The following is a 12,171-nucleotide window of genomic DNA, read 5'->3' as shown; positions in this document are numbered from 1 at the left end:
TAAGGAGTCAGTTGGATGTTTATAAAATATAATGAATATGATTTACTAGAACTTTTTGAGAGTGAGCCAGCCAGTATAGCTGATGATCCAGAGGCTGGCGATTTTATTTACACTTATAAAGATAATCAAAACTTCAAGTTAATTTTGACGCTGGATGTTTATCAACTAACTTGTAGCCTGGATATAACCTATAAAGATTTCGCGGTATTTACTGGTGTTTTTCAAAACGTAACTAGCATTAAGAGAGTTGAAAATTTCATGGTTGTAAGTATTGGAGAAGAAGAGAGAATAAAAGTAAAATTCACTAAGCAAGTTGGAGTAGAATTACTTTAAGCTTTTAAGTTGTGTTGAAAAATAACTTTCTTGGCGGGATGAGATTGCATTTATCGAGTGCTGTTATTTATCTTCGCCCTTTCTTTAGACTCTCCTTTGTAAAAGAACTTATAAAAACGTCTTTAACTTAATAAAACGATATCTCCTCATAGTCAATATCATTGATGAGCTGTCCAATCGTTGCAATGCGTTCATCTTCTAATTGTTTAATAAACTTCATATAATATGTTTCCCACTCGCTCTTTGCTTCAACGCAGTCAGCAACAATGTCAATGAAATTGAGAATTCCCCCTCTTAATTCTTCATAAAATACAATTTTCGCAAAAATGGCCAATTCAAAATTCCCAAACGTAGCAAAAAGTGCGTCATATTCGTCGTCAAACAGACATCCCGAATTTAGCAAATCCAAATAATCATGCAGTGAAACAAAATGATCGCGGATCAGCGATATTTTTTCTGCTGTGTTTTCTCTTTCCATGATGCAATCCACCAATTTCCGCATTTCAATATCACTCATGCGATCATTTTCATTTAACATTAACGCTATTGGTTTTTCTCTCTCTTCAATTTCTGTGATGATCAACATTTTGAAGCCATCAATTTCCGCAGCGTTATTTACCCTTTGAATAAATTCATTGCGATACAAATTGATATAATCAGTAATCGTTTGATCTGTCTTTAAATCCCGCTGTAACCGATCAAATGCTTCGTTAATCAAGTTTGCCCTTTTATCAGCATGGCAATCACTTAACAACCGACTCAACCTGTCATATTGAACTTCAGAAATTCTGACTTGATTGGCTTCGCCCCCGGATAGCAGTGAAAAAACAGCATTGGTTATCATTAACTCAAAAATATTAAAAAGTTCTATGCGATAATTAAAGCGGCATATTCTCCCGAAGTTTGTCAAGATATACATTAAATCGTGATGGTTAAAAAAGTGACAGAATCTCGTTTCTATCAGCAGTCGCTCTAAATACTGTTTAATATAAAAAACACCTTGCAGTTCCATGTTGTCAATGGCTAAAGGATAGTCAATGCTCGCCATCGTATTTTGAGCTTCAAAAATAATATTATAATGATTCATAAATACAGGTAACGATTCGTCAATGGTTAAATTATAAGCATCAACAGGCACATCTAATTTTAATTTTTTTACGTCTTGATACAATTGTTTAGCTTCTTCAAAATAACAGTGAAGTAATTCGACACCTTTGGTATATATATTTTTTATACTATCAGAACGTAAATGTACTATAATCTCTTCAGGTTTCTCAAAATGGAGAGCATAGGCATCTATTGCATACATGAGGGAAACCATAATCCCTTCCGCCGTTTCTGTAGTAACCGACGTACTTTCCCCTTTGGTATACTGGCCTATCAATCGTTGCAGGATTTGCATAATCTCTACCTGTATCTTGTAAGCTTTTTCGCTGGTAATAACCCCAACCCTTTGGCCTTCCTTTAGAAGCGACAACATATATTGGCTTTGCTTTAACTTTGATTTATCAATCGTAAAATTTGAAACCAAATCATAGCGATTTAAAGTATTTTCTTGTCCCATGTTATTCATCACCTTTATATAAAGACTCACTTCTCATCGTATTTCTTCTGAAACTCTCCGCGAGTTCCTCCATTTTACTTCTTAATAACTCTAAAGACCCCGCAGAAGGCCCGTTAAAACACTCCATCATCTGATGAATCAGTTTCATGTCACCTATCTTATCTTCTGTTTCATTTCTGAGATAATAAAAAATCTCCTGAAGCTCGATTAACGTTTCGACATCATGATCCTCATCCATATAGGGCGAAGCAGCAAACACCTCAATTAATTCCTTTAGTACTTCAATCCCCAGCTCTATACGTCCATGATCATGAAGCACTTTATTTCTATAAACGATTAATGTTTTGATATCGCTGGGTGTTAAGATCAAGCCATGCTCTTTTGTTTTTTCATTTAATTCAAGCAGTTCCATCATAGGTTTTGATTGAGGGGATAATTGAATGGAATTCAAAAAACGAGATAAGTTCATAACCTCTCTTCCTTTCAAAAGCATCTTTTTTTAAAAAAACATTGACTTTTCATTTCTTGTGTGTTATAATAAAATTGTTTTACTTTTTATTAACATTCATTAATTTATTCTATTTACTTACATATGTCAATAGTTGTTTTTCAGCAGCATTGTTTTTTTCCCTCTTAAATCAGCTTTTTACTCCTCAAGACCAATTCACCTCAACAGATTTCTTTCAAAATTTTTATCTACGTATACTTCATTCTGTTAAAATTGTTGTATTACTTAACTTTTCTAATTTTTTTAATCTTTTGTCTTAGACCCGTAAATACCATCAGTAGACGGTCCCGCTGCTTTCTGGACGTGTAGCCGACTATACCTTGCTCTCTTAGGGCTAAAGAACAGCCAACGTTTCCTGAACTTGGACGTACAGCCGCTCCTTTCATTTCATGCATTTGTCACTTTAAAGATGCCGGCCAACAGCGTGTTGGATGATCTCTTTCCATTTGTACTAACTTTTTTCAAACTAAAAAGGCTGCAGCTTGCAACCTCATTTTGTTAACCTTTTTGTTTCAATGCCTCTTTCTGTTCTGGATATGATAGGTTTTCATTTCGTTTTCGACAACAAAAGAAATAAAGACATTTCAATAAGGAACTCATACTAGAGAGTAAGTGAATGCCAGTGTTCATAGTGAGAACTTCGAAGGAACTATAATGTCCGAGTTGAAAACAAACGGTTTTGTTCTTCAGTCAAAGAATGAAATAAAGATGCTTATTTCATCGACATCTCAATCCTAAATGTGGTAAAATAGATGACAATGTTAACCATAAAAAGGAGGATTATGTGTATATGAGTATTATTATTTTGGCCTCCATACTTTTATGGAGTACATTAATCTATGAATTAAGTAAATCTCCAAAAAAGCAAAACAACCGAAAAATTGTATCTTTGATATCTTTGGGCTCTTTATCAACCTTAGTTATTACTATTTCGCTTTTTCAAAACCTCCCGTTTTAAAAATTGTTTATAACTAAATCGATCGTATATGTCGTCGGCGTGGTATTGCTATAAAAAAATCCTTCTTGCAAGAAGGATTTTTTATTCATTATTCTCTTCTTTATTATCCAATTCTGGAAAATCCTCAATCATTGATCGAATATCTTCAACAAATTCTTTCTCTGTATATTGACCATCCGCGTGTTTTAGATTATCCAATTTTCCGCAAATAATCTTCAGGATTCCCTTTGCGTGCTCTTCTTTAAGGCCGTTTACTTTGTTTATATTCCTATCCAACTCAAGCATTCAAAAGTTTCCTCCCTCAGCTTATTGTTCACCCTAATATAACATGTCCACCCAACTTAGTATTTAGTTCTTTAGGTCACTTTTGCCGTGGCATTCCAAGCTGACCACACTTTGCGTCTAACACACGTGGTTTTGCTCTTGGAATACAGGTGCTGACATGAAATATATCAAGGAAAGCAACTGATGTTTAATCCCATATCAGTAAGAAACTCGACCAAGATATAATCGAAGATTACGAGGATTATCTCTCATCGATTATGAAGTTAGATTAGAAACTTCAAATTTTTTGGTCACCAAATCTTTTGACCAAAAATCAAAAACCCCCTGACACCACTGGTGCCAAGGGATTCCTAAATTAATACTGAGACATATACTGCTCGCGCTCCCAAGGATGAACTTGTGTGCGGAACATATCCCATTCGATTTCTTTTGCTTCGACGAAGTGTTCGAATAGGTGGTCGCCGAGGGCTTTGACCATGACTTCGTTTGATTTGAATTCTTCGAGAGCGTCTGCGAGTGTCGCAGGAAGGTCGACGATTCCGTTTTCGAGGCGCTCTTCTTTTGTCATCACATAGATGTTGCGGTCGATCGGAGCCGGTGCTTCGAGCTTGTTTTTGATGCCGTCAAGTCCTGCTGCAAGAAGTACGCTCAAAGCAAGGTACGGGTTCGCAGAAGGGTCTACGCTTCTGACTTCTACGCGCGTGCTGATGCCGCGGGAAGCCGGGATACGGATCAACGGGCTTCTGTTTTGCGCGCTCCATGCCACATAGCAAGGTGCTTCATAGCCTGGAACTAGGCGCTTGTAAGAGTTGACAGTCGGGTTTGTCACGGCTGTAAAGCTTGTTGCGTGCTTGACGATGCCGGCGATGAATTGCTTTGCCGTTTCACTCAGCTGAAGGTCAGCGTCTTTGTCAAAGAAGGCGTTGGCGCCGTTTCGGAAGAGTGATAGATTGCAGTGCATGCCTGATCCGTTTACGCCGAACAACGGTTTTGGCATGAATGTTGCGTGCAGGCCGTGTTTGCGCGCGATTGTTTTAACAACGAGCTTGAACGTTTGGATATCATCGCAAGCGCGGATGGCTCCGGCGTATTTGAAGTCGATTTCGTGCTGTCCAGGTGCAACTTCGTGGTGAGACGCTTCGATTTCAAAGCCCATTTCTTCGAGCTCAAGTACGATGTCGCGGCGGCAGTTTTCGCCAAGGTCAGTCGGCGCAAGGTCGAAGTATCCGCCTTTATCGTTCAGTTCAAGCGTAGGCTCGCCTTTTTCGTCAAGCTTGAACAGGAAGAATTCCGGCTCCGGTCCAAGATTGAAATCTGAGAAGCCCATGTCTTCCATTTCTTTCAAAATGCGCTTCAAGTTATTGCGCGGGTCGCCTTGAAACGGCGTGCCGTCCGGATTATAAATATCGCAAATGAAGCGGGCTACTTTACCTTTTTCGGCGGTCCATGGGAAAATCACAAATGTATCTAAGTCAGGGTATAAGTACATATCGGATTCTTCAATGCGGACGAATCCTTCGATTGAAGAGCCGTCGAACATAACCTTGTTATCAAGTGCTTTTTCCAGCTGGCTCACAGGAATTTCAACGTTTTTAATCGTTCCAAGAATGTCTGTAAACTGAAGGCGAATATATTTTACATTCTCCTCATTTACTAGTTTAACAATGTCGTCTCTTGTATACTTTGCCATTCGTAAAACTCCTCCTCTAAAAGGTAAATGTATATAGCAATACAGTTGCTAACAAATTAATGAAAAAACCTGGACATGTCTCCCTGGCGGAATGTCGTCCCTCTTTGGAAACGGCCTGCTTGGATAAGCTCGTTTTTCAGCAGTTTTCTCAGTTCTTCATCCGACAAGTTGTGTTTCTCTGCTTTTTTCGGCTTGTCTTGTTTGTCTTCTTTTTGTTCGTTTTCTGTTTTGGCGAAAATTTGTTTGATCCCCGCCATGTTTACACCTTGTTCGATCAAATCTTTAATTTCGAGAAGCTTATCTACATCATGGAATGAAAATAAACGTCTGTTCCCTTCGCTTCTTGCAGGAAATACCAGTCCATTTTCCTCATAATACCGAATTTGTCTTGCGGACAGTTCGGTCAGCTGCATGACGATACCTATCGGAAATAAGGGCATTGAGCGGCGAATTTTATCACTCATCTCAATTTCCTCCTTTTCTTATATAAATTTATTATATGTGATGTTATATAATGTGTCAACACGATGTAAGGATTCTTTACATGGAAATATTCTTTATTTTCTTTACATTAATCCCTGCTTCATGAGCGCATCCACAGCACTGCATATCGCATTCTTCACATGGGAATAGGTTAAACCGCCTTGGACATATGCCACATAAGGCGGTCTTATAGGGCCATCCGCTGATAGTTCAATGCTTGCTCCCTGTACAAAAGTGCCGGCCGCCATAATAACATCGTCTTCATAGCCCGGCATATAGCTCGGATATGGTGTCACATGGGCGTTGACAGGAGAAGCGTACTGAATCGCCTGACAAAACGCGATCATCTGCTCCGGAGTGGAAAATTCGACAGACTGGATCAAATCGGTCCGCTTGCTGTCCCACGAAGGATTCGTCCGAAAGCCGAGCTTTTCGAGAAAGCGGGCTGTGAACACGGCTCCTTTTAATGCCTGGGAGACGACATGCGGCGCAAGGAAAAAGCCCTGGTACATCTCCTGAAGGGTGTACAACGACGCACCAGCTTCACTGCCGATTCCCGGTGATGTCATTCTGTAGGAGCAGGCTTTCACCCATTTTTCCTTGCCGGCGATATAGCCGCCTGTTTTGGCGAGGCCGCCTCCCGGGTTTTTAATCAGCGAGCCTGCCATCAGATCCGCTCCAACATGGCACGGCTCACGTTCTTCTACAAATTCGCCGTAGCAGTTGTCGACGAAAACGATGATGTTTTCGTTTATTTCTTTAACAAAGCGAATCATCTTCTCAATCTCATCAATTGTAAAAGACGGACGATCGGCGTATCCTTTTGAGCGCTGGATTCCGACGACCTTTGTCTGCGGTGTGACGGAAGCTGCCACGCGGTCAAAATCAACGGCTCCCTCTTCTGTCAGCTCAACATGGCTGTATCCGATTTGGAAATCCTTCAAAGACCCCGAGTTTTCCTCACCTCTGACGCCGACGATCTCTTCAAGGGTATCGTACGGTTTGCCGGTGATGTAAAGAAGTTCATCCCCCGGGCGGAGAACGCCGAATAAAGCAATTGATATCGCATGGGTTCCCGAAATGATCTGCGGTCTGACAAGGGCCGCTTCACCGCCGAAGACGTCGGCATAGACTTTTTCCAGCGTATCGCGGCCGATGTCATCGTATCCGTAGCCAGTCGATGGTGTGAAATGCGTGTCCGATACTTTGTGCTTTCTGTAGCTTTCAAGCACCCTCCACTCATTTCGTTCACTGATTTCATCAATTGTTTTATGGATCTGAGCGATATCGGTTTCAGCCTCCACCGCCGTTTTCTTTAGTAGCTCTCCGTGTTTTAATGTCTCAAACATGTTCTACAGTGTCCTTTCCTACATATACTTCTTCAGCTCTCCCAAAATGTTTTGGTCAGGGAGAATATATCCTTCTACTTCATATACTTCGCGATCTTCGTCAAAAACAGTGCTGTTCGCCATTGTCTCAGACTTGATTCTCGACAATAGCCTTCCTTCTGAAGCGGGGATCCTTACATCATACGGAATGAGCAGCTCCTTTTTCAGATAGTCTTCAACCGCCTGCTTAAACAGCGGCAGGTCTCCGTCTATTTTGGCGCTCGTCATGATATGCCCTCTCCCTGAAGAAGGGATGAAATCCGGCCGCTTCCAGTCTCTTTTATTATAGACGGTTAAAACGGGAATATCGTCGGCTTCAAGTTCTTCAAGAAGGCGCTTGACCGTCGCTTCGTGGCCCTCGTAGTCTTCGTGTGAAGAATCGATCATATGAAGAATCAGATCGGCTTCTTTTACCTCTTCGAGCGTCGATCTGAAAGCCGCGATCAAAGTCGTCGGCAGATCCTGAATAAACCCGACCGTATCCGAGAGCAGCACGCTGTATCCGCTCGGCAGCGTCATTTTGCGGGTCATCGGGTCAAGTGTGGCAAACAGCAGGTTTTCTTCATAGCTGTCGGCGTCTGTAAGCCTGTTAAACCATGTCGATTTCCCTGCATTGGTATAGCCGACGAGCGCGATTTGCAGTACGCCGTTTTTCTTTCTTCTTTCTCTGTATCTGCTTCTGTGGCGAATGACGGTAGACAGCTGCACATTGATTTCATGAATCCGGTTTCTGATATGGCGCCGGTCGGTTTCCAGCTTTGTCTCCCCTGGGCCTCTTGTTCCGATTCCGCCGCCTTGCCTTGACAGGTTGATTCCCTGGCCGCTTAACCGCGGGAGGGCGTATTGCAGCTGCGCCAACTCAATTTGCAGCTTTCCTTCCCTTGTCCGCGCACGTTTGGCGAAAATATCGAGGATCAACTGCGTCCTATCGATAATTTTCACGTCAAGTGTTGTGACAAGCGCTTTCAGCTGACTCGGCGACAATTCGTCATTAAAAATTAAAACATCGGGCGACAGCTCTTCACAGAGCACCGCCAATTCATCTACTTTTCCTTTTCCGATATATGTAGCAGCATCCACACGGTTCCGCTTCTGCGTGACCGTGGAAACAACCGTTCCATCGGCCGTTTTCGTCAGCGCGGCGAGCTCTTCCATCGAGTATGAAAAACGCTCATCAGACACGTGCGGAAGCTGGCATCCGACTAATATGGCTTTCTCTTTCATGACGTCCTGTCCGTTCAAGTGATCATGTTCCTTTCTTAACGTTAGTCAATAAGCAGTACTATCATAACAAACGAAGGGAGCGGTTGCCAGAAATCCTCGAAAATAAAAAAAGAACGCGCCATTATACGTGCGGCGCGTCTTCCTTCAAGTCGAGATCCTGGCTTTTGATGGTTATCAGGTCATTCTTTAAATAGCAGTCCCCCATCAGCAGTCTCATCGCCTGCGAGCGGATGGATTTTTCGATCAGGTTGCGGACGAAGCGGCCATTGCTGAACTTCGCGGGGCTGACCGTGCTTTTGACGGCCATCAGATGGTCTTTCAGCTTCCATTCGGCCTCAGGGCTGAACTGATACTCCCTTTCCGCCATCATCCGTTTCGCAATGTCCATCAGCTGGCTGACTGAGTAATCGGGAAAATCGATGCTGATCGGAAACCTTGACTGAAGGCCCGGGTTTAATGAAAGAAAATGATCCATTTCCCGCGAATATCCGGCGAGGATTAAAATAAATTCGTTGCGCTTATCTTCCATATGCTTGACTAATGTATCAATTGCCTCCTTGCCGAAGTCTTTTTCTCCGCCTCTAGCAAGGGAATAGGCTTCATCAATGAACAGGATCCCGCCCATCGCTTTTTTGATTAAATCCCTCGTTTTTTGCGCCGTATGACCAATGTACTCACCGACGAGATCGGCGCGCTCCGCCTCGATCAGATGGCCTTTTGAGAGAACATTCATTTCGTAAAAAAGCCTGCCGATCAGCCTGGCGACGGTCGTTTTTCCGGTTCCCGGATTTCCTTTGAACATCATGTGAAGCGCCTGTTTTCCGGCTTTAAGGCCTTGTTCTTCGCGCTTTTTATTGACGAAAATCCAGGCGTAGATTTCCTTAATATTGCGCTTCATTTCCTCCATCCCGACCAGCGTGTTCATTTCCCTTTCAATTTCCTTCAGAATGCTGTGTTTGGCTTCATTTTTTTGCAGTGCGGCCTGATATTCGGCTTCAGCCTCTGAATTGGCCAAAACCTGCTTTTGACCGTTCAGTATGATATTGATTTGTCCGTTGTTTTTATAAGTAACAGCCCTTTCCAACACACTCACCTCACCATTCTCTCTTTATATCCTATTCATGGCGCGCTTAAGCCGTGACAGACGCCCACATGACTAGCGCATTCCGATGTTTTTTGAGAAGGACGGGGCAGGTCTTGTTGAAACCTGCGCTTTCCCGAGAAATACTTTATTTCTTATTGTATTCAGGTAAGCTGTGCGGACAAACCAATTTTTTATTTCTGTTTACCTTTTTGGTGGATGCTTAACGGGTTGACATGTTAGATCGGAAGAAAATGATGAATGATGAGGACCTTTGGGAAATGGAGCCAATCCGTCTGAAGATGTGCTGCGGCTGTTGCTCGGCTCAGTTCTTTCATCTTCTCTTTGTTAGCTTTTGATTGAGTAAATCCGAAGTGATGAAATGCGTGGCAATTAACACATATTAAATCAAGTTCAATTACTTTTACTACAGATTAGCAACAGGATGACAATTGTTTATTATTATTAGTTTTAATCTAGTGAAACAATTAATTATTGAGATTTAAGTATTAACTTTCATTATATCTTTAAGCTTTTTAATATCTAGATAAAACGATGGTTTTTATTCGCATTCATTGTATTCAAGATATAAGTTAAGCCATTCTTCTTCCTCTGGGAATGGCTCCTTATTTGTCCGATACCACCCATTAAAATATGCTACCAAATGCATCATTATCTCTTCTGCTCGTCCTTTAGAATCCATTCCTAATTGAGTAAAACCATTTTTACTGCTTAATGGATCTTTATCTCCTGGTTTATCGAAATGAACAAGAGCTATATAATATCTTCTGAGTCTGTACCAAAAGGTAATACTTCCCCCGGAATGGTCTCCAAAATGCATTACATCTACCTTCGGCTTAAAGCCTCTTAATCTTAAATAATCAGCGATTTCTTCAGCACCAAATTCTTGATCTATTTGCCCTCTTTCTTTGAGTACCAAAATTAACCCCTCTCTACGTAAAATGATTATTAGAGCTAAAATTCATCAACTATTAAATTTAAAGCAATAAACAACAGAACAATTGCTATTACAATAATTGTTTCGATAGTATAGGTTTTGTGATTTTTCTTCTTTTTCATTTCCTCCCTATATTTTTCTTGAAGCTCTTTCCTCTTCTCATCCATTTTCATTATTAGGCTCCCCTTTCGCCAAAACCAAAGTATGAACCTATTTTCGAGTCGTCTAAACAATGGGTACTTAAGAAACTAAAACGTAAGACATACGAAACCTGTGTTTTGGTTCCATTATACAACAAAGGAAAGAATTATTGGCCAAAATGAGAAACAAATAATATGATTCCTATCCCTGCGCTCATCGCACCAAAAAGATTAAATCATCGTAAAGTCGAAACTTATATCTGAAGGTGATTTAATGGAGAAAGAGTTTGAAACAAAAGGATATGACACATCCACTGTGTACGATTATTAAGTGTATCCTGATGTACATTACGGCCGCTGCGACAATTGCGACTATACGCTGTTCAAGAGCTCTGTTAAAGACGTATATTCCTGCGTGAATGTCGACGCTGCGGGATGAAGAAGGGCATTTAGCCTCTCTTCTTCAGCTGCCCGGTTTAGGTTAAAATGCTTCTTAAGATACTTTGCCTTTATCTAAACGTCTTTTATTCACTCGGCACCTTCTGGAGATCCTTTTTTAATTTAATAGCTGATGCATCAATAAAGTGTAACGATGAGGTAATATCGTCCAAAGCACTTGCATTCGAATCTTCATATGCTTCCGGTAACTTATCATATATATTTTGGAAACTAGAAACCATTGAATCATAATCAACGCAAACATCCCTGAATCGATCAGAAGGACATGAAAAACCTTCACTTGTCTTAATAATAGAGAACATTGTAATAACAGTGTCCTGTTTGACTGTTCAATGTTTTTGCTGTTACCTTGAGGTTCATTTAGAACTTCTAAGCATCTAAAACAGTTCCCATACTTTCAGTTAGTTGTTTGATACTTTCTTTGTAAGACTTTTCTTAACTTGTGAGGCTGTTTTCTTCTGTGCTTACAGTTTCCTGGTCGTCTGACGATTCATTTTCTTTACTTGTTTGGCTACATGCTGCTAAAATGAGTAGCCATGTTTAATAGAATAAAGTAACTAAAGTGATGTCTTTTCAAGTTTGTTCTCCTCTTCCAGTTTGTTATTTGACTGGAAACAGATATCTTACATATATTTCAATATTACCGTCTTTATATACAGCAATTTTTTCATTATCCTACTCAATCTTTTGGATAAGGTTTTTAGCATCTTTGTTTTTCCTTGGTATGCTCGATGCTACAATATAAAAAATGCAAAGTTAAAAAGTGGATATGGAACAAACATGCTAATACAATAAAAGACTATAACGGGCATAAAAATTGCTGTAATTATCTTCCCAAAGTTTCCATACAATACCCGTTCGCCGTTTTCATTGTATTCATCAGCAGTTGCTAAATTTAGGATCGATCGATAAGCTTGATAAAGGAACGCTAATCCAAACATTTTTCCAAGAAAATCAGAAATCGGAATGTCTAGCAAACTAAAAAGTGCAGCAACAACAATAAACCCTAAGATTAGCTGCCATCCTTGTTTAGTCCACCACATCACGTATAATTCTCCTTAAAATGTTTTAGCCCCTATTCAGTTCGTTTTATTCAAAAT

12 protein-coding genes and 1 pseudogene are annotated in these 12,171 nt (G+C 40.7%); 2 read left to right on the top strand and 11 right to left on the bottom strand.

Features of this window, described 5'->3' with window-relative positions; genetic code table 11:
• Positions 1 to 15: 15 nt before the first annotated feature.
• Entirely contained in the window at positions 16 to 333 is a 318-nt protein-coding gene (locus MST20_RS05055) for a hypothetical protein (RefSeq protein WP_243940504.1), read from the top strand.
• Between the two features lie 127 nt (positions 334 to 460).
• Here MST20_RS05055 and MST20_RS05050 read toward each other — a convergent pair whose 3' ends face one another.
• The 10 genes from MST20_RS05050 to MST20_RS05005 all read right to left on the bottom strand — a co-directional run bounded on the left by MST20_RS05050 (position 461) and on the right by MST20_RS05005 (position 10,645).
• Positions 461 to 1,897: a DUF6179 domain-containing protein gene (locus MST20_RS05050; protein WP_243940502.1), complete on the bottom strand. Its 1,437-nt coding sequence runs from the start codon at positions 1,895 to 1,897 to the stop codon at positions 461 to 463.
• A gap of 1 nt (position 1,898) precedes the next feature.
• Positions 1,899 to 2,366, bottom strand: a complete 468-nt coding sequence (locus MST20_RS05045; protein WP_020451555.1) for a DUF6323 family protein — start codon at positions 2,364 to 2,366, stop codon at positions 1,899 to 1,901.
• A 1,078-nt stretch (positions 2,367 to 3,444) separates the two neighbouring features.
• Positions 3,445 to 3,648: a hypothetical protein gene (locus MST20_RS05040; protein ID WP_243940500.1), complete on the bottom strand. Its 204-nt coding sequence runs from the start codon at positions 3,646 to 3,648 to the stop codon at positions 3,445 to 3,447.
• A gap of 355 nt (positions 3,649 to 4,003) precedes the next feature.
• Positions 4,004 to 5,338 carry a type I glutamate--ammonia ligase gene (gene glnA / locus MST20_RS05035; protein WP_025811550.1) on the bottom strand — a complete coding sequence of 445 codons (1,335 nt, stop codon included), beginning with the start codon at positions 5,336 to 5,338 and terminating at the stop codon, positions 4,004 to 4,006.
• A gap of 56 nt (positions 5,339 to 5,394) precedes the next feature.
• On the bottom strand, positions 5,395 to 5,802 hold the full coding sequence (locus MST20_RS05030; protein WP_003182143.1) for a MerR family transcriptional regulator: 408 nt from the start codon (positions 5,800 to 5,802) through the stop codon (positions 5,395 to 5,397).
• Positions 5,803 to 5,904: 102 nt separating this feature from the next.
• Positions 5,905 to 7,170 carry a methionine gamma-lyase family protein gene (locus tag MST20_RS05025; protein WP_243940498.1) on the bottom strand — a complete coding sequence of 422 codons (1,266 nt, stop codon included), beginning with the start codon at positions 7,168 to 7,170 and terminating at the stop codon, positions 5,905 to 5,907.
• Positions 7,171 to 7,188: 18 nt separating this feature from the next.
• Positions 7,189 to 8,433, bottom strand: coding sequence for a GTPase HflX (gene hflX, locus MST20_RS05020; protein ID WP_429703409.1), 1,245 nt, complete (start codon positions 8,431 to 8,433; stop codon positions 7,189 to 7,191).
• A 121-nt stretch (positions 8,434 to 8,554) separates the two neighbouring features.
• A complete protein-coding gene (spoVK, locus tag MST20_RS05015; RefSeq protein ID WP_003182136.1) occupies positions 8,555 to 9,520 on the bottom strand; it encodes a stage V sporulation protein K in 966 nt (321 codons plus the stop codon).
• 556 nt (positions 9,521 to 10,076) lie between these two features.
• Positions 10,077 to 10,454, bottom strand: coding sequence for a hypothetical protein (locus MST20_RS05010; protein WP_243940495.1), 378 nt, complete (start codon positions 10,452 to 10,454; stop codon positions 10,077 to 10,079).
• Between the two features lie 35 nt (positions 10,455 to 10,489).
• Positions 10,490 to 10,645 carry a hypothetical protein gene (locus MST20_RS05005; protein ID WP_243940493.1) on the bottom strand — a complete coding sequence of 52 codons (156 nt, stop codon included), beginning with the start codon at positions 10,643 to 10,645 and terminating at the stop codon, positions 10,490 to 10,492.
• Positions 10,646 to 10,886: 241 nt separating this feature from the next.
• Between MST20_RS05005 and MST20_RS05000 the strand changes: the two are divergent.
• A pseudogene (locus MST20_RS05000) lies at positions 10,887 to 11,065 on the top strand (DUF8096 family protein).
• Positions 11,066 to 11,805: 740 nt separating this feature from the next.
• Here the strand turns inward: MST20_RS05000 and MST20_RS04995 are convergent.
• Positions 11,806 to 12,117, bottom strand: coding sequence for a hypothetical protein (locus MST20_RS04995; protein WP_243940491.1), 312 nt, complete (start codon positions 12,115 to 12,117; stop codon positions 11,806 to 11,808).
• Between the last annotated feature and the right edge of the window lie 54 nt (positions 12,118 to 12,171).

Origin of the sequence: Bacillus sp. B19-2, from assembly GCF_022832475.1 — a bacterium.
Lineage (GTDB): Bacteria > Bacillota > Bacilli > Bacillales > Bacillaceae > Bacillus > Bacillus paralicheniformis.
Note: the sequence above shows the minus strand (reverse complement) of the source record. Positions and strands in the feature narration are given on the sequence as shown.

Coding starts and splice junctions, on each gene's coding strand:
- MST20_RS05045 (WP_020451555.1), bottom strand. CDS start 2,366: ATGAACTTATCTCGTTTTTTGAATTCCATTCAATTATCCCCTCAATCA.
- MST20_RS05030 (WP_003182143.1), bottom strand. CDS start 5,802: ATGAGTGATAAAATTCGCCGCTCAATGCCCTTATTTCCGATAGGTATC.
- MST20_RS05025 (WP_243940498.1), bottom strand. CDS start 7,170: ATGTTTGAGACATTAAAACACGGAGAGCTACTAAAGAAAACGGCGGTG.
- MST20_RS05040 (WP_243940500.1), bottom strand. CDS start 3,648: ATGCTTGAGTTGGATAGGAATATAAACAAAGTAAACGGCCTTAAAGAA.
- MST20_RS05005 (WP_243940493.1), bottom strand. CDS start 10,645: ATGAAAATGGATGAGAAGAGGAAAGAGCTTCAAGAAAAATATAGGGAG.
- hflX (WP_429703409.1), bottom strand. CDS start 8,433: ATGAAAGAGAAAGCCATATTAGTCGGATGCCAGCTTCCGCACGTGTCT.
- MST20_RS05050 (WP_243940502.1), bottom strand. CDS start 1,897: ATGGGACAAGAAAATACTTTAAATCGCTATGATTTGGTTTCAAATTTT.
- MST20_RS05055 (WP_243940504.1), top strand. CDS start 16: ATGTTTATAAAATATAATGAATATGATTTACTAGAACTTTTTGAGAGT.
- glnA (WP_025811550.1), bottom strand. CDS start 5,338: ATGGCAAAGTATACAAGAGACGACATTGTTAAACTAGTAAATGAGGAG.